Raw genomic sequence first — 22055 nt, 5'->3', positions numbered from 1 at the left:
CCGGCCGGGCCGCCCGATGGGCCGCGACGACGGCGGCGGGGTCCGCGCCGACCTTCGCCGCGACTGCGAGCACATCGTCATCCGTGGACGACTCCAGCTTGCCCTGCGGTACCAGGTAGAGATGGCCCTCCTCGGTGTTCGTGCCGATGAGCAGGCCGACCTCGCCGGCCGGCCCCTCCGCCAGGGCTTCGGCCGGCTGCACGGGCAGGACCAGGGAGAACGGGCTCAGCTCGACGAGTGGGTCCGTGGCCGTCGCGGTCCGCAGGTCGATCCCCGCGAGCGCCGGCAGGATCTCGAGAAACCCCTCGTCCGGGATCTCGGCGAATGCCTCCGCGGTGGGCGGCACGCCCAGCGCCCGGGCAGCCGCCGCGGTGACCCGCCGCGCCTGTTCGGGAGTGAAGGCGCCGGTGCCGCTGCCGCTCTGGATGATCGCGCGCCGGAACAGCCCCTTGGCTTCCGGCGTCGCCAGCAGGGCTCCGGTAATGGTGGCACCCGCGGACTGGCCGAACAGCGTGACGTTCGCGGGATCGCCACCGAACGCAGCGATCGTGTCCCGCACCCAGCCGAGCGCGGCGAGGACGTCGAGCAGCCCGCGGTTGGCGGGGGCGCCGTCCAGGTCGAGGAAGCCGGGGATGCCGACGCGGTAGTTCACCGTCACCAGCACCACGCCGTCGCGGGCGAATGCCCGGCCATCGTAGAGCGCGGCGCGGGTGGAACCGGTGACGAACCCGCCGCCGTGCACGAAGACCATGACCGGCCGCTTCCCGTCGTCCGCGCCGGGCGTGCGGACGTCGACAGTCAGGTATTCCTCGCCACGCACCCAGCCCGGACCGAAATAGGGGATCATGTCGAGCCGCCCGAAGTCCCGGGCCGGCTGCGGCGCAGTCGGCGACGGTGCGGTGGCGTCCCGGACACCGGACCAGCCCGGGTGGGACGCCGGTGGCGCGAACCGGCCGGCACCCCGGGGTGCCGCCGCGTACGGGACGGCGCGGTAGAACTCGCCGAAGCGGTCACGAACACCGCGCACGGCGCCCGCCGGGGTCTCTACGATCGGATTTGCCTGCTGGGGCACAGGAAACGCTTCCTCTCTCGGGTTACTGCGGGGCAGGGGCCGGCCCCACCGGGCTCAGGCGATGCGGGAGAAGCCCGCCCACTCCTTGATGGCGAACTTCGACCCGTCGCGCTCGACCTCGGCGCCACCCTGGCCGCCGAGGTGCGCGGGGAAGACCAGCGCGTTGTCCTCGGCCGCGCGGCCGAGGAGCTTGTGGCGGGTCACCCGGGCCTCGGCCGGGTCCTCGCAGAAGCAGGAGTTGGTCTCCGGCTCCACGAGCTGTAACGGGGTGTGCACCAGATCGCCGACGAACAGTGCGCGGTCGCCGCCCGATTCCAAGGTCAGCACGGACGACCCGGGGGTGTGGCCGGGCGCGAGATCCAGCCGGAGGTTCCGGTCGATCCGGTACGAGCCGTCCCACAGGTGGACCAGCCCGGCCTCGTGCACCGGAGCGACGCTGTCCTCGAAGACGTTCTGGTTGCCGCGACCCAGCACCGGTTCGTGGTTGTCGGCCGGGTTCCAGAAGTCGAAGTCCTGCTGCGTGATCAGGTACGTCGCGTTCGGGAAGGTCGGCACCCAGGTCCGGCCGTCGAGGTAGGTGTTCCAGCCCACGTGGTCGATGTGCAGGTGGGTGTTGATGACGACATCGACGTCTTCGGGCCGGACACCGGCGGCGGCGAGGTTGTCCAGGAAGTTCGTGTCCAGGCGGTTCCAGACGGGCGCGTAGGGGCGGTCCTTGTGGTTGCCGACCCCGGTGTCGACGAGGATGGTGCGGCCTTCGCTGCGCAGCAGCCAGGTCTGGATGGCCGAGAGGCATTCGCCGGTGCCGGTGTCCAGGAAGTCCGGGGCGAGCCAGCTCCGGTGCTCGTCCCAGGCACCGTCGGGGCTGTCGGGGAAGAAGTCCGCGGGGCCCATCTCGACGGAGCCGTAGTACTCCTTGACTCGGGTGACTGTCACGTCACCCAGCTCGATCTGATCCATGATCACTCCTCGTGAATCGGGGGCAGCTGCCCTGACCAGGTCGAGCCTGATCGTGTCCGTGCGCGGCAACCAGCCCCGCCTTGTCCTACCCCCGGCAGGGTGTGGCTGGGCGGTGCCGTCGGCGTGGATAGTGGAGTAATGGACGGACCAAGCCCGCTCGGCGACTTCCTGCAGGCACGGCGGGCCAGGCTGCGCCCGGAAGACGTGGGGCTGCACGACCTCGGGCCACGCCGACGGGTGGCGGGGCTGCGCCGGGAGGAGCTCGCGCAGCTGGCAGGGGTCAGCGTGTCCTACTACACCCGGCTCGAACAGGGCCTGTCCCGTGGCGCGTCGGCGGAGGTGCTCGCGGCGATCGCCGGCGCCCTGCTACTCGACGACCATGAGCGGGACCACCTGGAACGCCTCGCCGGGGCCTCCCGCCGGGTACCGCAGGCGCGAAGGCCCCGCCCCGAGAAGCTCGCCGACGAGACGCGGGACCTGCTGCGCTCCTTCGACGGCGTCCCGGCGCTCGTCCTCGGCCGGCGCACGGACGTGCTGGCGTGGAACCCACTCGGCCACGCCCTGCTCGCCGGCCACGTCGACCCGCTGAGCCCGGAGGACCCCGCGCGCCGGCCGAACATGAGCCGGATGCTGTTTCTGGACCCGCACTGCCGAGAGCTATACGGGGACTGGCGGCGCAAGGTGCGCGCGGTCGTGGGCAATCTACGGATCGCCGTCGGCCGTCATCCGGAGGACCGGCTGCTCGCCGAGCTGATCGGCGAGCTGACGATGAAGAGCCCGGAATTCGTGGCGTTGTGGGGTGACCACCGGGTGACGCCGTGCGACGCCGCCACCTACGAGCTGCGCCATCCTGTCGTCGGCACGGTGACGGTCACCCAGCAGACCCTCGCCCTCGCGCGTTCGCCGGGGCAATCCGTCGTGGTGTGCACGACGCCCGCCGGGTCACCGTCGGAGGCGGCCATGGCCCTGCTGCGTCAGGCGAGTGCGGCAGAGCGGTCCGGCCGGAGCGGTGGACCGGCCCTGCCCGACCGCTCCCCCGCCGCCCGATGACCACCTCGTAGCCGGGCCCCGACGCCCACCCCATCCGGATCAGCGCTACGTCTCCGGGTTTCGGCTCGGGTCCGGCCGCGAGGTCCGCCACCCCCCACGGCGCCGTGCTCGGGTGGGGGGATGGTTCCCGGAACTGGTCCGCCACTACTGGCGTGCGCACCGCTGGAAGTGTTCCCTTCGTGATCTCTCGGGCCTTCCGCCCTTTCGGCTGTGCACAGCATTCGAATGCTATCTGCCCTAGTGTGACGGAATATCCTTCCGGCAGCGCTCATAGCAGCGGTATCGGTACGCCTGACCGCCGTTACACCGCGAGTGATCCGGGAGCGGGTGTTCCGTCGTTGTTTCGGCCGCTTCCTGCGCGTCGTTATCGCTGTTCCGCGGCCTCGATTGCGAGGCTCGTGGCAGTGTCGATCGCCTCGACGATCTTCGGCGGGGTGTGAATCGCACCGTTGTCGACCAACTCCACCAGAATCGATTTGGCCTGCCGCAGATACACGGCGCGTTCGGGCGATGAGGCGGCGCCCTCGGCGTGACGGAGCAGTTTGGCTGCCTGCTCGAGCTTGCGCCGGTCCCTCGGATCAAGGTAGGTCGTGCCTTCGCGTTTCGCGGTGCGTTCGGCGGTCGCCCAAGCGACTGCGAGGCGGCGCACCGAGTCCCGGTATGCGGCCGCGAACTTCGAATCGGAGGGCATCGTCTCGGTGCGCAGCGCATTCGCCTCTTCCATGGCGTCATGGAAGCCTGCCGTCGCCGGTTGCGTGATATCGGTGAGCGCGGGATAGCGCATGAGTATCAACGGTTCGGTCTCGTAGGGCAAGTAGGCGAGTAGAACCTCGTCGTGTTTGCGCGTCGCTGCCGCCCAGAGCTTCTCGCCGGAAGAGGGTGACGCAAGGCCGGTCGGCGATTCGGGCGCAGCCGCCGGGGCTTCCAGCGGCCGCTTCGGTGGTCTCGCTGCTTGCGGTTCGAGCGCGGCGGGGCCGGCTGTCCGCCGCAGTTCACGGACTATCCGGTCATTGACCGGGTTGTTGTGGGGATCGGCGGCGACGCAGAAGATATCGTTGCTACGCAACGTGATCTGGATGTAGTGGTGCATCCGCCGCCGGAAATCGTGGCTGGGAGCCGCCGCCGTCGAGCTACCGGTCCACGGGCCGTTGCTCATCGTAACCTTCGTGACGGCGGCCCGTGGGAATCGGAAGGTGCGTTCCGGCCAGTTACCCAGCATGACCTCGGTGGGGCTGAGCTGGATCCCGAGTCGCGGCGGACGGCGCCTGGCTGCGAGGAGGACCGCCCCCAGGGCGATCACCATCGGGATCATCAGGGCGACCGTGGCGAGGACGCTGTCGCGGCCGAACTCCGTCCATGCCCAGCCGCTCACCATGAGCGTCGTCAGGGAGCCGACCCCGAACGCAACCGGGAACACCGGATCGCGGTCGGCAGCGACATACATGCCGTACTGGAGATTGTCGAGATTGTCCGTGCCGACACTTGCGACCGGAGTGCGCTCCGGAGCACCCCGCTCACCGGCGGATCGCGATTCCTCGCGAGAGGTCCGTAGAGGCACGTCGGGGTTTACCACACTTCGATATAACTACACGAACAGCCGGTTGCACAGCGTGTTAGCCTCGGGCCATGCCAGAGGTCACCCGCCGGTTCTCCTTACGGGCGACCGTTATCGGCGCTGCTACCGGCGCCGTATCGTTCACCGGTCTCGCAATCGCGGCCGATAATTCCTCGGTGTTGCTGTACGGTGCCGGCGCCGGAATCGCTGCTCTCGCGCTGCTGGCCGGGTCGCTGCGCTTACGCGGATCCGCCGACGACCTCATCGTGCGCCCGGACCTCGCTGCGGGCGGTCCGCGGCAGGCTGCTGCCGTGGACTCACCACATGCCAAGATCGCAGCAATCCATTCGGTGGAAACAGACCTCACCGGCGACACCCGGACCGCTGAGTTCGGCCTCACCGTGGTCGATCGGCAGTCCCAGGAGGGCTCCTACGCTACGACCACCCGCGCGATCGCTCCGCCCAAGGTGCTCGAATCGGCCGTCGGTGAGCGCCGGATGGCCACCGTCGAAGAAGTGCACCGGCTACCCGGCGCGGTCGTGATGCCGTGGAAGGACGCCGAACTCCAACAGTACGGTCAGGCGCTGGCTGCGGAGATACCCGAGGAGATTCCCCCTGAGCGCGTGTACACCGTGCCGCGCGACGGGGTCGTCTCACCGGCGCGGGTCATCCTCTGCTTCTGTACCGCCTTCGCGGTCTCCGGCGCGGCGACCGGACTACTGCTACCGGATACCGCGGGCCTGAGCTCCGCTATTCCCACCGCAATTCCTGCGGTCACCGATCTCGGCACCGGCACACACGAAATCGACAGCGCGATCGGCCGGTTCGGCCTCGATGCGCTCGCCGCGTTGACGGCAATGGCCGAAAAGAATATTCAGGGCAGCACCGCACATGTCCTCGAGCTGACCTTCTACGGTTTCTGGGCCGAGCTCGTCGTCCTCGACGAGGCGAATGCGCAGCGCGTCACCTATCACGCCAGCCAGGACTCGTACGGCAACTATGACGCCGAGCGGGTGGACGTTTCCCGTGGGTCGGGCAACGATGCCTCGGCCCGGGTCCGGAATACATTCCCGCTTTCGGCCGTCGATCCATCGGTTGTGGTCGCGGCCTACGACACCATCACCGCGACACTCGGAATCGACCAGACAGGTGATGATCGAGTCGAGATCAGCAAGGAGTCGCCGGACGCCGAGCCGCGAATCGAAGTACGCGTCGAAGTGAACGAGAACAGCGGCACCTACCTGGCCGAGCTCGACGGGACCATCGCGCCGATCTTCGACGTCCGCGATCCCGAGGCCGCCCTCGCGCAGGTCGCCGCCGCACTCCCCCTGGCCGGTATCGGCGCGACCGCACCGGGAATCGAGCGTCTCTGTCTCGGCTGCAATTCTCGAAAGATCGAGCTGGTTGTCCATCCGGCTACCACGCCGGGCGACCGGATCAGCATTTCGCTGGCATCGGGAGTCTTTCCAACGACGGAGACCGAGGCAGACACCCCACCGGATCCGGCCGGACTATTCGGCCTATCAGAGATCACCGCCAGCCGACTCGCCGCCATCGCCATGGCCAATGCCGCCCGGGTCGGCGCAGAACCAGCCGACACCGCCTCGGCGAGGTTCGAGATCACCACGCAGCAACTTCCTGACGCCGAGGACGACGCCCCGCCGGTCCATCAGGTACGTATCGAGTTCGCGACGATGAACGGAAGCGGGGCGATCTACCTCCCCGACGCGACCTTCGTCACCACCGATTAGCTTCGCCGAACTGATATTTCACGGATTATCGTCGGGGCGTGGTTCCAGAGCATCGCCGGAGGTGATTCCACCGCGAATCTGTGCGTTATCAGACCGGTGGTTCAACGCTCCTGCGCAGAATCTTGCCTGTAGGGCCTTTCGGCAAGCTGGGCACGAACCAGATTCGGCGGGGATACTTGTAGTCCGCCAGCCGTTCCCGCACGAAGTCCATTATTTCGGCGGGCTCGGCGTGGGCACCTGGCTTGAGTGCCACGGCAGCGCCGATTTGTTCGCCGAGATATCCGTCTTCGATCCCGACTACTGCCGCCTCGGCTACGGCGGAGTGCTCGTACAGCACCTCCTCCACTTCGCGTGGATACACGTTGTATCCACCCCTGATGATGATGTCCTTCTTCCGGTCCACAATGCTGTAATAGCCTTCGCGGTCTCGGGTTGCGATGTCCCCGGTACTGAACCAGCCGTCCACTATGGCTTCCTCGGTCGCCGCTGGGCGGCCCCAGTACCCCTTCATGACGTTCTCACCTTTGATCTGAATCTCCCCTGGCTCATCGAATCCGAGCAGTTCGTTGCCGTGGTCATCGACCAGGCGAAGCAGGCAGCCGCGGACCGGAATTCCGATCGTTCCAGCTCTACGCGGCGTTCCCTGCTGATTGAAACAAGCGATGGGAGCGGTTTCCGAGAGACCATATCCTTCGTATATCTCGCACGCGAATTTTTCCTCGAATGCCTTCAACACTTCGACGGGCATCGGTGCGCCTCCTACGATGCAGCAGCGAAGATGCGATAGATCCACGGAATCGGCATCAGCGGAATTCAGCAGCGCGGAGTACATGGTGGGAACGCCCTCGAGAACCGTGACGTTGTCCCGCACGAGAACACGAAGAGCTGTTTCGGCGTCGAACCTGGGAATCAGGGTGAGCAGAGCACCCGACTTCACGGCGGCGTTCAAACCGCACGTGAGACCGAATACGTGAAAGAGTGGCAAGCACCCCAGAATAATGTCATCGGGGGTTGTCTGGATGAGCGTATCGACGGTGGTGGACGCGTTTGTCGACATGTTGTCATGTGTGAGTTCAGCGCCTTTGGGGCTGCCCGTGGTACCGGAGGTGTAGAGCAGCACAGCAGTGTCGTCCCGACCGCGCCACACAGGTTCCTCGACCGGAAAACCGAGCAGATCCGCTCCGGTCGGCCCCAACTCCGTAATGAGAAATGCCGGAATGCCCGCCGCGCGTGCTGCTTCCGACACCACGTCCCCCGCTGTCAGCGAGCCGTAGACGAGCGACATCCCGGAGTCTTCCACGTAATACGTAACCTCCCGTGCCTTCAGCAGGGGATTCATCGGGACCGCGACGGCACCCGCCATCAGGATCCCGTAGAAGAGGATCGGAAACGCCGGCACGTTCGGCAGCACGATACCGACGCGGTCGCCGGCGCGGATTCCCCTGGCTTGCAGATCACCCGCCACGGCCGCTGCCGCGCGCCCGAGTTGGGAATAGTTCAGCGTGGTGGTTTCAAGTCTGATCGCCGGCCGATCCCCCAGGTAACGAGCAGTGTCGATGAGATTGTTCGCGAGATTTGACGATAGGGAAAGCGTCGAAGACATGGTAGAAGACATAAAGGAGTACTCCTGTTTGATCCGAGCGGCGTCACGAGGCAACTCGACCTCGTCGACAGCGGCTCGAGCCAGCGACAGTGGGAACCACGGCCGCATGGAAGCGTGGGCCGCACATCGTCACTGTGTACGAATGCGCGGCCCACTTGTCGTGCCCGGTCGGTGCTATTGAAGGGCTACCCGAAAGACCTGGAACTCGATCACCGGCCCCGGTGTGACGCGCCCCTGCCCCACGAAAATTGTCTGGTTGACCCAGCTGTACCTGGGATCGCCGGACTCGAGCCGCGGAGTGGTGACGAAGTAGTGATCGCCGAACTCTGTGCCCGAATCCCCTCCTGCCAAAGCGGCTGCCGCCACGTCCGTGACCTCGACCAGCCCCTGGTAGTTCATGTAGATGACGGCACCGTCGTCGGTATCGAACTGCGCGCGCACATCCAACCGCCCGAAGCCGTCCTCGCCGGCGAGGAGCCAGTCGCCGCCGCCGATGGCCGCCTGACCGCTGAGCCGGTCGCCCGTCACCGTACCGCCGGTGACCGGGAGCACTTGCCGTAAACCGTACGGCCCGGGGCCGACAATTTGCGGGGCACCCAACTCCGCGGTGTACGAGAACTCCGGAATGAGCTTCACTTGGAAACCTCCAGGCCCGCGGCAGCCATTACTGTGGCCATACCTTCACCGATCAGTTCGACTCCGAAAGCTCCGACAACGACGTTCGGATCGAAGTACTCGCGAATCAGAGTTACCTTGCCGTCCCTGGCACGCATATGCGTGCAATAGGTATTCGCATAGATATTCCCGTTCTGCGCCACGGTCGCCCGGCCATGAAGTTCGAGAACAAAGAGCTCAGGGTCTGTCGTGTCGTGGACGACCAGCGAATCGATCACCAGATCCGGCACGGATCCGAAGAACCAGTCGACGAAGTGGCCGATGAGCGCGCGGCCGGGGACTGCCTTCGCGAGCGGCTCTGGGGCGAACGGCATTTCCCAGACAGCCTCTTCCGCGAACCAGTCCTTCCACTCCTCCAGCTTCGCTCCGGACGGCGGCCCGCCATCGAGATCGCTCCAAAAATGGTCCACTACCTTGCGATTTTCCGCTTGGGTACTCACAATCGCCTCCTCGTTGCGGCCTGGCGACGGCTGATGTTCCAGTCGTCGTAACGTGAGAGAATGCCCGACCTGTCGGCGATAGTCAACAGTGTGTCGACAATTGGGATCGAGCGTCGTGGCGCTCACTGAGGTCGAATAGACATGGTGTTGACGATAATCCACTCCAAGTCTATTCTCAGGGTCTGGTTTGACCCGTGAGGCGCCCGAAATCATCTACGGACATGGGTTCCGGCGGTGTCGTCAGTCCGCGCATCAACCCTTACCTGCCCTTTCAGGAGACGTCATGAGCACACTTACCAACAGGCTCTATCGATTGCGGAGTCGACCGGAGGGGGAAGTAACGGACGCGAATCTAGAATGGACCGAAGAGCCAGTTCCCGAGATTTCCGAAGGACAGGCACTTATCCGCACACACTATTTGTCTGTGGACCCGACGAATCGGGTATGGATGAGCGCGATGCGTTCCTACATACCCCCGGTCGAACTGAACGCGGTCATGCGGGGGGCAGGTGCAGGCCAGGTGGTGGCCAGCAAGCGCGAGGATCTTCCCGTCGGCGCACATGTCGTGGGGTTGACGGGTTGGCAGGATTACTGCGTGGCCGATGCAGCGCGTGCGGATATGCCGTTCACGGTCCTGCCCGATCCATTGCCGGCGCCGCTCCCCGCGTTCGTCGGCGTGCTCGGCCACACCGGAATATCGGCGTACCTGGGCGTTGAGTTCGGGGATCCCCGGCCGGGCGAGACGTTCTTCGTCTCGGGCGCGGCCGGAGCAGTGGGGGCGGTTGCGGGCCAACTCGCGAAGCGGCGGGGAGCCCGAGTGGTCGGGATCGCCGGCGGTGCCGAGAAATGCCGGTACCTCGTCGAGGAGGTCGGCTTCGACGCCTGCGTCGATCGACATGCCGACGACTGGAAGGCGCAACTCGACCGGGCAACACCGGACGGAATCGACGTCGATTTCGAGAACGTCGGCGGCGAGATCATGGATCATGTACTCGATCGACTCAATATCGGTGCGCGCATCACGCTGTGCGGTCTCATTTCTGAATACAACGATTACAGCACCGCCGGCACCCAGCGCGGGCTACGTAATCTCAGCCAGCTATTGATGCAGCGGGCCACTCTGCGGGGTTTCATCGTTTTCGATCACGTGGATCGGTACGGCGAGATCATCGAGCAGCTGTCCCGGGACCTCAGCGCAGGCGCGCTGCAGGCCGAGGAAACGGTGGTCGATGGCCTGGAAAATGCGCGACACACTCTCAATCGTAGTATCGCAGGTGAGAACAGAGGGAAAGTCGTCGTTAAAGTCATCTAATCCTCGCGACCAGGCGCTGCGGCCGAATTCACGCATTACGGGCCGCAGCGCGTCTGCTCGAAATCGGCGGACATCTGCGGCACTCCGGCTTCCGAGTCGATCCCCCCACAGTCGTGACGTCGATGATGTCTCGGGCCAACGGAAGCCCGGCCGGTCACGTGCCGGACCGGCCGGGCGACCGGGAGCTGACGTAGCCTGAACGATTCGACGTATCTACTGCTCCACGGACGTACTGTCCACTAGCGCAGCAACCTGGATAGCTTCTCCGCGAAATCGGCGATGCAACGCTCGCCCTCGTCCAGCACACCGGCCAGCAGAAAGAAGCTATGCGGCATGCCCGCATACTCGTGGAACTCGGCCCCGACGCCCGAAGCCTCTAATTCTGCCGAGTAGCGCCGAGCGTCATCCGAGGCCGGATCGATTTCCGAGCTGAAGATGAGCGCAGGAGGAGACGCCGTCAGGGTTTCCCTCATCAATGGCGATACGGCCGGTGACCGTCGAGTCAGTACATTCGGAAAATACTGATCAATACACCATTCGAGAACGGGCCGCGACAAAATGGGCGCCGCGCTGTACCGCTCGGCGGACGTTCCGGTCATGGTCGCATCGAGGACAGGGCACAGCAGTCCCTGCGCCTTCACCGTCGCACCACGGGCGCGTGCCCGAACGTCTACGGCGGTCGCCGCCGCGAGCATCGCTCCTGCGGAGTCACCGGCGACTGCCAGTGCGTCGCTGTCGATATTCAGCTCATCGGAGTGCTCCGATACCCAGAGGAACGAGTCCATCGCATCGTCGTGCGCGCTCGGATAGGTATTTTCGGGAGCCAGTCGATACTCGACGGCGATGACGCTGAGCCCAGCCTGGACGCTCAACTCCCGGCACAGCCTGTCATGCGAATCGAGACTGCCCCTGACGAATCCGCCACCGTGGAAATAGATGACGCCGGGTACGCGACCTATCGCGCCTTTCGGGCGATAACCGCGCGCACCGACAGTCCTTCCGGGAAGTCGTATGTGAAAGTTCCGAACCTCGCAGCCGCGATTGGGTTCGCCCGCCAACGTGATCAGCTTCTCGCCGGCCGATCTATATGAGGAAATCGGCACGTCCCAGGGCTGCGCAGGTGGATTCCTGGACAGTGACTCGAGTAATTCGATTACCTGATCATTCAGAGTTCCCATTATCGAACCGCACAATCGGATGCGCGGAGATGATTCGTTTCCTGAAGCAATGTCATTGGTCCTCCTGGAGTCGGGCGCCAAAGTCTCGCGTGCGAACTCTGATGCCTGAGCGCATACGAGCGAGGAGCATTGTGCACATGATGTCGTGGATTGTCAACGATCTGTCTAGTTGAGCTACAGAGCCAGCTTGCGACGGGGTGGCATTCACTGCGATACCACCTCTCAACAGCTAGTTCATGAATACTAGACACACTGTTGACTCGAGCCAACAGTGAGTCTAGTCTCAATCCTGTTCAAGGTAGAACGCAGCTACTCGCCCCGGCGAGTGAACGAAAGGGACCCCCATGGTGACCCAGCCAGGTGTCGATCAGATCCAGCCGTCGACAACCCGAGACGGGGAGAGTTACGTCTCCCACCGCGATGACGTGCATTTCAAAATGACCGGCGATTTCATGACCGGTGTGGATTTCTGGATTCATGCGACCGGAGAGACCACTCAGGGCCAGCTAGTTGTCATCGAGACGAACTGGGTTCGCGGAACCGAGCCGGTCTGGCATATCCATCACCGCGAAGAAGAGGGCTTCTTCGTAATGAGCGGGGAAATTACGATTCACACCGAAGCGGGGTCGTACAATGCGGGCGCCGGCCAATTCGTGTGGGGGCGTAAGGACCAGCGGCATACCTATGAGGTCGTCGGAGAAGAGGCGAGGATCCTCGTCGTGTTCGTACCGGGACCAGCCGGTACTTTCGCACCCGGCAGTGGCATCGACAAGTACTTCTACGAGGCTCGCGATCGCGAACTGCGTACGCCCGAGCAGCTCGCGGCAGAGGTCGAGAATCTCAAGACGAATTACGGATTGGAAATGTTCCCGGAGCTGCCCCACCCTCGGGAGAAAAAATCCTGAACCTTCGAGAAATAATTCGCCAATTCGCTAATTTGGAGTAACTGTGACTACAAACGGTGTCCATCTCGAAACCGTTCCGCACTGGATCGCCGGCGCTCCCGTCAGCTCGACAAGCGCGACAAAGTCCGAAATCGTAGACCCGGCGACAGGCCACCCGATACGGGCCGTCGAGCTGGGGGGCGCTGACGTCGTCGACAAGGCTGTCGCCAGCGCACGAAGCGCAGCGGAAGCGTGGGCGTCGACTCCCACCCCCGCTCGGGCCACGATTCTTCTGGCATTTCGCACACTCTTGCTGGAACACGGCGAGGAGCTCGCATCGATCATCACCGCGGAACAAGGAAAGACCCTGGCTGACGCGAGGGGCGAGGTGGCCCGTTCTGTCGAAGCCGTAGAGGTGGCAACATCCGCGGTTCAACAGCTCAAAGGCGAGTTCGCGGAACAAGTCTCCCGAGGCGTCGACACATACTCCTTCCGCCAACCGCTAGGAGTATGTGTCGGCATCACGCCGTTCAACTTCCCCATTATGGTGCCGGTGTCGATGTTCGCGGCAGCGCTCGCGTGCGGCAACTCGTTTGTGCTCAAGCCCAGTGAGAAGGTCCCGTCGGCGTCTGTGCGCCTAGCGCAACTTCTGGCCGAAGCCGGTCTGCCCAGCGGTGTCTTCAACGTCCTGCACGGAGGCGTCGACGCGGTCAACGCGCTGATCGACCATCCCGATGTCGCCGCCATCTCTTTCGTCGGCTCCACTCCGGTCGCGCGGGAGATCTACCGCCGCTCGGCCGATGTCGGCAAGAAGGTGCAAGCGCTCGGCGGAGCGAACAATCACCTGGTCGTGATGCCCGACGCCGATCTGGATGCGGCGGCGGACGCGTTGGTGTCGGCCGCGTACGGCGCCGCGGGCCAAAGATGCATGGCTGTGCCCGTGGCGGTGGTGGTCGGAGACATCGCCGACCGGCTCGTTGCCAAGACAGTGCAACGAGCCGAGGCATTCCGCACAGGCCCGGGAGACGCGGCGAGTTCCGATATGGGGCCGCTCATCTCGGAGTCGGCGGTCGATCGAGTTCGCAGCGCCCTCGATACAGCTACCGGCCAAGGCGCAACGGTCGTCCTGGACGGTCGAAAGGACGACACCCATGACGCGGGGTACTTCATCGGCCCGAGTCTGGTCGACCACGTCCAGACCGACAGTGACCTCTACAAAGACGAGATCTTCGGCCCGATCCTCAGTGTGGTCCGCGTCGACGATCTCGACGAGGCCCTTCGCGTCGTCAACGCGAGCCCGTACGGAAACGGCGCGTCGATCTTCACCACAAGTGGAGTAGCCGGTCGTCGATTCGCCCACACTGTGCGGGCGGGAAGCGTCGGGATCAACGTCCCGATCCCGGTGCCGATTTCCTGGTTCGGGTTCGGCGGATGGGGCGACTCACGGTTCGGTGACGACGGATTGAATTACGACGCGTATCGCTTCTATACCAAGGCCAAGGTGATCACCCAGCGTTGGACCGAAACCCGCCAAGGTGTCGCGCCGCACTTTGTCGCCGCCGGAAGTCAATGACGATGCCGAAGCTGTCACCGGACGTCGCTGACGGGACCGAGGAACAATTTCCGCGTCTCGACCACGTCGGCGTATTGGTTCGCGACCTGGAGCAGGCTTCGGCCCAATGGCAGAGCAGGTTCGCAGTTCCCATCACGTCCACGTTCGAAGCGCCCGCACTCAATATTCGGGCAACGTTCTTCAACCTTGGGTCGGCAAAAATCGAGTTGTACACCATTGATGAGCCGAAGACCCTCGAGTACGCACTGGGCAGTGCACCGGCCAAAATAGATCATATCGCTCTCGCGTTCGGCGCGAGCCTGAGCGACGCCGATCTGAACGGATGCACCATTCGAGGTCCCGGCCGGCCCGATCCGATCAGTTCGCCATTTCGGATCGGCAGTTCTGACCATATCTGGACCGAGCCGCCCGGAATCGACATTCTGCTACAGCTGATCACGCCGTCCGACACCGCGTGATAGTTCTCCTGATTATCATAAATACCCGGTCTTGATCGTTGGATATGCCATTGATCCACGTCGCTGCGCGTCTGACGCGGAGATCGTCAACGCGCTTTACTGCCTTGGGTTCCGAGCCCCCGATGCGCAGTAATTGATTCACGAAAACCCCGCTCAAAGAGGAGATAACAATGGGACGAATGGATGGAAAAGTCGCTCTGGTGACCGGAGCAGCACGTGGAATGGGGCGAGCTCATGCGATTCGCCTCGCAGAAGAGGGTGCCGACATCCTTGCCCTCGACTGCCCCACCGACACCGGACTCCCCTACGCGACCGGATCGCCGGAAGATCTCCAGACCACCGTCGAAGAGGTCGAGGTATTGGGACGGCGCATCATCGCACACGAGGGCGACGTTCGAAAGCAGTCCTCGATCGATAAATTGGTCGCCGACGGCGTAAAGGCATTCGGCGGCCTGGACGTTGCCGTCGCCAATGCCGGAATTTGGACCGTTCGCCCGTTCGACGAAATCCCCGAAGAGGAGTTCGCGGCCGTCCTCGACGTCAACATCACCGGAGTATGGCGAACGTTGAAAGCTGTCACACCCGCGATCAAGGCGCGGGGCGGCGGGTCGATCGTGGTGACGTCCTCCGGAAACGGCGTTGAGGGATCGCCACACTATGTGCACTACGTCGCCTCGAAGCACGGCGTGATCGGGCTCGCGAAGAGTGCCGCGCTCGAGTTCGGGCAGTACGGAATCAGAGTCAACATTCTTCTTCCTGGGCCGACTGACACCCCTGCGCTGGATTGGCAGGGCGGATACGACCTCTGTTCGGGCAAGGGCCCGGGGCAAGGAGTCAAGGAGGATCTCCAAGGCGCGAAGTATTGGTCCGCCCTTCGCGACGTCGGGTTGCTCCCACCGCGCGCCATGAGCGAAGCCGTACTCTGGCTGGCATCCGATGAGTCGCGTTGGACCACCGGGCTGGAAATGCTCGTCGACGGCGGACACATGCTGATGCCTGGATTGAACATGGCAAAGATGGCTGCGGATCAACAGCAGTAGCGAGATCTCGACACCGAATTGCACCGTACAACATCGGCGAAAACGTACGTTGCGTACAACTATGACCAACTGAACAGACATCCGATCGCAGCGAACCGCTTCCTACGGAGTCCGGTTTGCTGCGATCGTACTATTCGACTCAGGCGTGGTTCGTCGTTCCCGCATATTCGAGGCCGAATACAGTTCTGAGCCACACGGTAGTCACCGTCTCCACCATATGTTCAGTCGGGATGGCATTCGCGCTGCGCATGCTCATCAGACCAAGATTTCTCTCACCCATCCATATAAGTGCTACCGCCAGCGCGCGGGCCGGGGGCCCGTCGATCGCCACGCCCGTGGAACGATCGCGCTCGATAGCGACAGAAGCGGCCTTGATGAATCGGCCCAATATTTTGTCCCACTGCGCCTGCAAGGCAGGTTCCGCCGCCGCGGCGTCACCAACTTCGCGAAGAATGTGACCGTGCCTCTCCCAGACAGCCGTGACTTCGGAAACCGCGTGCTCTATCGCGGCCTCCGGCGGGATTCCGGCCGGCCGTTCGAAAATCATCGACGACGCGACGAAAACATCGTCGGTCACACTCGACAGCAGCGCGGAAAGAACCTGCCATTTCGATTCGAAATAGAAGTAGAAGGATGACCGCGACAATCCTGCGCTCTTGGCGAGGTCATCGATCGAGACCGTACGCATCGACTCGGTGCGCAGCGTTTCATAAGCACCCTGAAGGATCGCTTGCTCTCGCATATCGCCCTTGAGGTTCCGCCGACCGGCCCGGGGTTCGGTGCCGTTGAGTCCGTTTGAGAACGAAGCCGCCATGGCCTCTATCGTAGTGACCGGCCTCGGGCATGGCGGCAGCCCGGTCTCAGAGTTGTTCGTTGTCAGGGGTATTCGATTGAGGGTCCACGCGGGACACGGAGCCTTCCGCGGCCTGCACCCGGTATCGCCCCGGTGTAGTGATGAAGGGTCTTCTACCTGGCTCTGTTCCGGACGTTGCCCGGACCAGGTTCAGTTGTCACGGCTCAGGTGTCGGCCAGTAGGTTGCGGACCGCGCGGGTGTGGACGGCGACAGTCGTAGCCCGCAGGCGTCCCGGCCCTTTGCCGGGGTGGTCGAACCAGGGCCTCGTTTACGAAGTCGGCTCCGGCAGCGGTGGCGAGGTCCGGGCCGAGGACGCCGGCCGGGGTGTGAGCGCCGGGCCGGCCCTTACCCGCAGCGAGCTGGAGCGCGGTCTGCGTGGCGACGGCAGAGGTGAACTCCATCGCGTCACCGGCCCGCAGCCAGCCTTCGCGGACGGTGCCGTCGGGCCAGGTGATGACGGCGTGGCCCCAGGTGTACGGGTGTGGGCGTGGGGCAGCCTTGGTCTTGATTCCGGCCATCCAGCCGATCGCGAAGGTCCGCACCGCTCGAACTCGCAGGATCGCCGAGAGCAGCGGTAGGGCCGCCCGAACGGCGAGCGAGGCGGGAATGAGCCCGGAGGTCGCTGACACCGAGGGAGCCCCACTGACCCGGTGTGCAGCGATGAGTTCGCCGGAGGGCACACCGACCGAGGACATGCGCTGCCCGTCGGGCAGGGTCAGGTGATGGACTTCCTCGCCGAGGCGGGTCTTGACCAGTCGGCCGCCCTCGTAGCGGCGGCCGCCCATCGCGAAGCTGTCCACGATGCCGGTGGCAAGGGCGGTGCCCAGCACGCCTTCCTCGACGGCGACCGAGGCGAAGGTGTCCACCCGGACCCGGCTCGGAACGGGATGGTTCGCACACAGGCGTGCCACGATCGCCTCGGTCCCGACGACGCCGAATCCCGCACCCGCCACCAGGGTGCTTCCCGCGGCGATGGCCTCGTCGTCGAGGGCGAACAGGCGACGGAAGGCGGCCGGGTCGTTGGCCTGGTCGAGGTAATGGCCGCCCGGCATGCAGGCACGGGCGAGCCGGACGGCGGTCTCGGCGTAGCCGCCGATGGTGTTGACGACCACGGCAGGCCGCTGCCGGGTGATCTCGGCCGCCATGGCCTCCGCCCCGGACGCGACGACAATCTTCGAGTCGGCGTCGAGCCCGAGGTCGGCGGCCGCGGTGCGCAGCCGACCGGCATCGCGCCCGACCAGCACGGGGCCAGCCCCGGACGCCACGATCTGCGCCGCGACGGCCCGCCCGACCCGTCCGGTGGCTCCGAGAATCCAGATCTCACCCTGCGCCATGATTCCTCCATCCGTGATGTCTCACTGTGTCATCACACGTTAGCATCGATGTCACAGTGAGTCACCGCGATAGGTAGGATGCGGGCATGGCACGGTGGGACCCCGGAGCACCGGAACGCCTGCGACAGGCTGCGTTGGACCTGTTCGGCGAGCACGGCTACGACGCCGTGACGGTGACGCACATCGCGGAGCGGGCAGGGCTGACCCGGCGGACTTTCCACAGGCACTTCCCGGACAAGCGCGAGATTCTCTTCGCCGGCTCCGAGCGGCTTCCAGCCGCCGTGTCCGAAGCGGTGCTCGCTGCGGACCCCGGGCTTGCGCCACTGCCGGCGGCACTGTCGGCCCTTCGCGAGGTCGGTGCGGCGGTCAGCGGAACGGTCGCCGACTCCGGACGACGCCGAGCGATCATCGAGTCCAGTACGGAACTGCTGGAACGCGAGCGCAGCAAGTCGGCAGCGATCACCGCCGCGCTCCGGGACGCCCTGCAACAGCGCGGGGCCGGGCCCAGCGAGGCGCGCCTCACCGCGCGGGTGGCCTCGATCATTTCCGAGGAGGCGTTCGGTCGCTGGGCCGACGGCGGGGGCGCATTTCCCGAGTGTTTCGACGCCGCCGAGGCCGCGCTCCATGCGGTACTGGCCGGGGACGCCTGAGCCGACGTCGTACCGCTCGCGGGAACGGGTCGATGCCGCCTGGCCGAGTGAATCCGCTCCACCGGGTGGACCGCGCCCGCGGACCGGGTCCGTTCCTAGTACTCCAGCCGTAGGCCGTGATCTTGCCGGGCCCGCCGCCGACAGAACGACGAAGTAGCCGCCTTTCGGCGTTCCGGAGCCCGTTCGACGATCACCGGCTGCCAGGCGGGCCCGCTGGGCGTTACGGTGTCAGCCGAGGCGTTCGATGATGGTCGCGTTGGCCATTCCACCGCCCTCACACATGGTCTGGAGGCCGTAGCGACCGCCGGCGTCCTCGAGGTAGTTGACCATTGTCGCCATCAACCGTGTCCCGGAGCCGCCGAGAGGGTGGCCGAGGGCAATCGCGCCGCCACGGGGGTTGAGCTTGGTCGGGTCCGCATCGAACTCTGCCGCCCACGCGAGCGGTACCGGCGCGAACGCCTCGTTGACCTCGTACGCGTCGATATCGCCGATAGCAAGTCCGGCCTTCTCGAGGATCTTGTGCGTCGCTGGGATCGGGCCGGTCAGCATGATTTCAGGGTCTGATCCCACGACAGCGAAGCTGTGGAACCGGGCACGCGGAGTCAGCCCGAGCTGTCCGGCCTTCTCCTCGCTCATGATCAGTGCCGCGCTTGCGCCATCGGTCAACGGCGAGGAGTTTCCCGCAGTGATGTGCCATCCGATCTCCGGGTACCGACCGGCCGTCTCGTCGTCGTGAAATGACGGTTTCAAACCGGCCAGCCCTGCCACGGACGTCGTCCCCCGGATGGTCTCGTCCTCGCTGTGAAGGCTGCCGCCCGGAAGCGCGATGGGGACTATCTCCTGGCCGAAGTCTCCGCCGGTGGCCGCCGTCGCGGCGCGGCGATGCGACTCGGCGGCGAACGTGTCGAGAGCCTCGCGGTCGAGCTTCCATCGGGCGGCGATCCGTTCGGCGCCGATGCCCTGGTCGGGCAGGGACGGGAATCGCTGCTCGAGGGGCGCCCGGGGATGCCCGCCGCGAACCGAGGAGAACATCGGGGCGCGGCTCATCGATTCGACGCCGCCGGCGATCACGACGTCGTACGCGCCGGCGATAACGCCCTGGGCGGCAAAGTGTGCCGCCTGCTGGGAGGAACCGCATTGTCGGTCGAGGCTCGTGCCGGGCACCTCGATCGGGAAACCTGCGGCCAGGACAGCATTGCGGGCGATGTTGAGGGCCTGGTCGCCTGCCTGGGTGACACAGCCGGCGATCACGTCGTCGACAACGGCCGGATCGAGGTCGTTGCGCTCGGCGAGCGAGGTGAGCAGGGTGGCGAACAGGTCGACCGGGTGGACCCCGGAGAGGACACCGCCTGGTTTGCCCTTCCCGGAGGCGGTTCGGACGATATCGACGATGACAGCTGAGTTCATGGTGGTGGCTTCCTTCCGGCCCGGTGTCGATGATCAGCGAGGTGCCAATCGCAAGGCCCCGTCCATGCGGATGGTCTCGCCGTTGAGGTAGTCGTGCTCGACGATGAACGCAACGAGGTCGGCGTACTCGGATGGCCGCGCGAGGCGCTTGGGGAACGGCACACCCGCGGCGAGGCTCTTCCGGACTTCCTCGCCGAGAGTGGCGAGCATAGGAGTGTCGACGATTCCCGGGGCCACGGTGTTCACGCGTATGCCGTGCTGGGCGAGGTCGCGGGCTGCCGGGAGGGTCAGGCCGACCACGCCGCCCTTCGAGGACGAGTAGGCCGCCTGGCCGATCTGTCCTTCGAACGCCGCGACCGATGCGGTGTTGACGATGACACCGCGTTGGGCGTGGTCGAGTGGTTCGGTTCTCGCGATCGCCTCGGCGGCGAGTGCGAGCACGGTGAAAGTGCCGATCAGGTTGACCTGGACAACCTTGGCGTAGTGGGCCAGGTCATGGACGCCGGCCTTGCCCAGGATGCGGGCGGGTGTTCCGATGCCGGCGCAGTTGACGACGATTCGCAGCGGACCTTGCTCGGCGGCGTGCGCGACTGCGGCCCGTACCTGGTCTTCACTGGTGACGTCGGCCTCGAGGTAGGTGACGCCGTCGATTTGAGGGGCGGTGGCGATATCGAGGTCGAGCCCGAAGACGCGGGCGCCCTTGGCCGCGAGTGCCGCGGCGGTCGCGTTGCCCAGCCCGGATGTGGCGCCGGTGACGACGGCCGCGACATTGTCGATCTGCATGATTCTCATTCCGTGGTGTCGGTCGATGGGTGGTGATCAGCTGGTACGAGGTCTCCGGTCAGGTGGGCCAGTCCACGCTGAGGTACTGCGTTTCCTGGTATTCGCGCAGGCCCTCGCGCGACCCCTCGCGCCCCAGGCCGCTCTGCTTCACGCCGCCGAACGGTGCCGACGGGTCGGAGACCATGCCGCGGTTGACCCCCACCATGCCGACCTCGAGCCGCTCGGCGATGCGGATGGCGCGGGCCAGGTCACCGGCGAACACGTAGGCCGCCAGACCGAGCTCGGAGTCGTTGAGGTGGTCGAGGAGGTCGTCTTCGTCGGTCCATTCGAGGATCGGGGCAACGGGTCCGAAGATTTCTTCGCTCACGATTGCGGAGTCGCGTGCGACGTCGACGAGGACGGTCGGTGGGTAGAAGTGGCCGGGTGCCGCGGGTAGCTCGGCCGCGTAGGCCACCCGCGCTCCGTTGCGGACGGCGAGCTGCACCGCGTCGCTGACGCGTTGCCACTCGTTCGCACTCACCAGTGGGCCGATCACGGCGCCGTCGAGCGCCGGGCCGACCGTCAGCTTGTCGACTGCGGCAACGAACGCGTCCAGGAACGGCCGGGCGATATCGGCGTGGACGTAGACGCGGTTGGCTGCCGTGCACGCTTGTCCGCCGTTGCGGAACTTGGCCACCAGTGCGCCCTCGACGGCCGCTGCCAGGTCCGCGTCCTCGGTCACGATCACGGGTGCATTGCCGCCCAGCTCCATCGACGCGTTGACGATCCGGTCCGCGGCCTGACGCAGCAGCGTGCGCCCGACCTCGGTGGAGCCGGTGAACGAGATCTTGCGGACGCGGTCGTCCTCCATCCAGGCCGAGACCACCGCGCCGGAGCTCCGTGTCGTCACCACCTCCAGAACTCCCTCGGGGAGACCGGCCTCGCCGAGGATCCCGGCAATCGCGAGCATGGTGAGCGGAGTGAGCGCTGCCGGTTTGACGACCGCCGTGCATCCCGCGGCCAGCGCGGGTCCGATCTTGCGGGTGGCCATCGCCGCGGGGAAGTTCCACGGAGTGACCAGCGCTGCGACCCCGACGGGTCTGCGCGTCACGATCGTGCGGGCCTCCCCCGCCGGTGAGTTGCCGTACTCACCGTCGGCGCGCACCGCCTCCTCGGAATACCAGCGGAAGAACTCGGCGGCGTACACCACCTCGTCGGTCGCGTCCTGGACGGATTTCCCGTTCTCGCGCGAGATCAGCGTGGCCAGCTCATCTCGGTCGCGCAGCATCAGCTCGTACGCGCGGCGCAGGACGTCGGCGCGGCGGCGCGGGGCGGCGCGGGACCAGCTAGAGAACGCGGCCGCAGCACGGTCGACCGCGGCTCTGGCATAGGCCGGACCGAGGTCGCGGACGTGCCCGACGACCTCGAGGGTGGCCGGATCCTCCACTGCGAAGGTCGGCGTGGTGATCTGATCGATCATGGTGGCTGCTCTCGGTA

At 65.4% G+C, this 22055-nt stretch carries 20 protein-coding genes; 8 read left to right on the top strand and 12 right to left on the bottom strand.

Annotated elements, in window-relative coordinates:
* Positions 1 to 1072 (bottom strand): carboxylesterase family protein (locus NS6_RS28920; protein WP_068048417.1); only part of this gene is annotated, 1072 nt, incomplete at its 3' end.
* A gap of 54 nt (positions 1073 to 1126) precedes the next feature.
* Entirely contained in the window at positions 1127 to 2032 is a 906-nt protein-coding gene (locus NS6_RS28915; RefSeq protein ID WP_068048414.1) for an MBL fold metallo-hydrolase, read from the bottom strand.
* A 138-nt stretch (positions 2033 to 2170) separates the two neighbouring features.
* Between NS6_RS28915 and NS6_RS28910 the strand changes: the two genes are divergently transcribed.
* Positions 2171 to 3082, top strand: coding sequence for a helix-turn-helix domain-containing protein (locus NS6_RS28910; protein ID WP_068048394.1), 912 nt, complete (start codon positions 2171 to 2173; stop codon positions 3080 to 3082).
* A gap of 364 nt (positions 3083 to 3446) precedes the next feature.
* Here NS6_RS28910 and NS6_RS28905 read toward each other — a convergent pair whose 3' ends face one another.
* Positions 3447 to 4640, bottom strand: a complete 1194-nt coding sequence (locus tag NS6_RS28905; RefSeq protein ID WP_068048391.1) for a hypothetical protein — start codon at positions 4638 to 4640, stop codon at positions 3447 to 3449.
* A 68-nt stretch (positions 4641 to 4708) separates the two neighbouring features.
* Here NS6_RS28905 and NS6_RS28900 point away from each other — a divergent pair, with 68 nt between their 5' ends.
* Entirely contained in the window at positions 4709 to 6388 is a 1680-nt protein-coding gene (locus NS6_RS28900; protein ID WP_068048387.1) for a hypothetical protein, read from the top strand.
* Positions 6389 to 6476: 88 nt separating this feature from the next.
* Here the strand turns inward: NS6_RS28900 and NS6_RS28895 are convergent, their stop codons facing one another.
* The 3 genes from NS6_RS28895 to NS6_RS28885 form a co-directional block, all read right to left on the bottom strand.
* Positions 6477 to 8003, bottom strand: a complete 1527-nt coding sequence (locus NS6_RS28895) for a long-chain-fatty-acid--CoA ligase (RefSeq protein WP_245669547.1) — start codon at positions 8001 to 8003, stop codon at positions 6477 to 6479.
* Positions 8004 to 8165: 162 nt separating this feature from the next.
* Positions 8166 to 8627 (bottom strand): DUF3237 domain-containing protein, encoded by a 462-nt coding sequence (locus NS6_RS28890; protein WP_068048382.1) that lies wholly within the window; start codon positions 8625 to 8627, stop codon positions 8166 to 8168.
* Complete coding sequence (locus NS6_RS28885; protein WP_084471504.1) at positions 8624 to 9106, bottom strand: nuclear transport factor 2 family protein; 483 nt, start codon at positions 9104 to 9106, stop codon at positions 8624 to 8626. Before NS6_RS28885 ends, NS6_RS28890 begins: the two co-directional genes overlap by 4 nt.
* A gap of 283 nt (positions 9107 to 9389) precedes the next feature.
* Between NS6_RS28885 and NS6_RS28880 the strand changes: the two genes are divergently transcribed.
* Positions 9390 to 10418 carry an NADP-dependent oxidoreductase gene (locus NS6_RS28880; RefSeq protein ID WP_068048378.1) on the top strand — a complete coding sequence of 343 codons (1029 nt, stop codon included), beginning with the start codon at positions 9390 to 9392 and terminating at the stop codon, positions 10416 to 10418.
* Positions 10419 to 10657: 239 nt separating this feature from the next.
* Here NS6_RS28880 and NS6_RS28875 read toward each other — a convergent pair whose 3' ends face one another.
* Positions 10658 to 11596, bottom strand: a complete 939-nt coding sequence (locus NS6_RS28875; RefSeq protein ID WP_068048375.1) for an alpha/beta hydrolase — start codon at positions 11594 to 11596, stop codon at positions 10658 to 10660.
* A gap of 344 nt (positions 11597 to 11940) precedes the next feature.
* Here NS6_RS28875 and NS6_RS28870 point away from each other — a divergent pair, with 344 nt between their 5' ends.
* From NS6_RS28870 to NS6_RS28855, 4 genes are all read left to right on the top strand, one after another.
* Positions 11941 to 12501, top strand: coding sequence for a cupin domain-containing protein (locus tag NS6_RS28870; protein ID WP_068048373.1), 561 nt, complete (start codon positions 11941 to 11943; stop codon positions 12499 to 12501).
* Between the two features lie 43 nt (positions 12502 to 12544).
* Complete coding sequence (locus NS6_RS28865; protein ID WP_068048370.1) at positions 12545 to 14053, top strand: CoA-acylating methylmalonate-semialdehyde dehydrogenase; 1509 nt, start codon at positions 12545 to 12547, stop codon at positions 14051 to 14053.
* A complete protein-coding gene (locus NS6_RS28860; RefSeq protein WP_174552643.1) occupies positions 14050 to 14511 on the top strand; it encodes a VOC family protein in 462 nt (153 codons plus the stop codon). Before NS6_RS28865 ends, NS6_RS28860 begins: the two co-directional genes overlap by 4 nt.
* 170 nt (positions 14512 to 14681) lie before the next feature.
* Positions 14682 to 15551: a mycofactocin-coupled SDR family oxidoreductase gene (locus NS6_RS28855; protein ID WP_174552642.1), complete on the top strand. Its 870-nt coding sequence runs from the start codon at positions 14682 to 14684 to the stop codon at positions 15549 to 15551.
* Positions 15552 to 15690: 139 nt separating this feature from the next.
* On the opposite strand, the gene NS6_RS28850 is transcribed toward NS6_RS28855, so the two are convergent.
* Together NS6_RS28850 and NS6_RS28845 are read right to left on the bottom strand one after the other, a co-directional pair.
* On the bottom strand, positions 15691 to 16365 hold the full coding sequence (locus tag NS6_RS28850; RefSeq protein WP_068048365.1) for a TetR/AcrR family transcriptional regulator: 675 nt from the start codon (positions 16363 to 16365) through the stop codon (positions 15691 to 15693).
* A gap of 189 nt (positions 16366 to 16554) precedes the next feature.
* Entirely contained in the window at positions 16555 to 17739 is a 1185-nt protein-coding gene (locus NS6_RS28845) for a saccharopine dehydrogenase family protein (protein WP_068048362.1), read from the bottom strand.
* A gap of 86 nt (positions 17740 to 17825) precedes the next feature.
* On the opposite strand from NS6_RS28845, the gene NS6_RS28840 reads away from it, so the two are divergent.
* A complete protein-coding gene (locus NS6_RS28840; RefSeq protein ID WP_068048359.1) occupies positions 17826 to 18389 on the top strand; it encodes a TetR/AcrR family transcriptional regulator in 564 nt (187 codons plus the stop codon).
* A 228-nt stretch (positions 18390 to 18617) separates the two neighbouring features.
* Here the strand turns inward: NS6_RS28840 and NS6_RS28835 are convergent, their stop codons facing one another.
* Genes NS6_RS28835 through NS6_RS28825 form a run of 3 tightly spaced genes read right to left on the bottom strand, consistent with a single transcriptional unit; the run spans position 18618 to position 22038 of the window.
* The gene (locus NS6_RS28835) at positions 18618 to 19796 is read right to left on the bottom strand and encodes a thiolase family protein (RefSeq protein ID WP_068048356.1); all 1179 of its coding nucleotides are present in this window, start codon (positions 19794 to 19796) and stop codon (positions 18618 to 18620) included.
* A 33-nt stretch (positions 19797 to 19829) separates the two neighbouring features.
* Complete coding sequence (locus NS6_RS28830) at positions 19830 to 20579, bottom strand: SDR family NAD(P)-dependent oxidoreductase (RefSeq protein WP_068048405.1); 750 nt, start codon at positions 20577 to 20579, stop codon at positions 19830 to 19832.
* A gap of 58 nt (positions 20580 to 20637) precedes the next feature.
* The gene (locus NS6_RS28825; protein ID WP_068048353.1) at positions 20638 to 22038 is read right to left on the bottom strand and encodes an NAD-dependent succinate-semialdehyde dehydrogenase; all 1401 of its coding nucleotides are present in this window, start codon (positions 22036 to 22038) and stop codon (positions 20638 to 20640) included.
* Between the last annotated feature and the right edge of the window lie 17 nt (positions 22039 to 22055).

The sequence above is a fragment of the Nocardia speluncae NBRC 108251 genome (assembly GCF_001613245.1).
Lineage (GTDB): Bacteria > Actinomycetota > Actinomycetes > Mycobacteriales > Mycobacteriaceae > Nocardia > Nocardia speluncae.
This window is presented reverse-complemented; position numbering and strand designations above follow the sequence as displayed.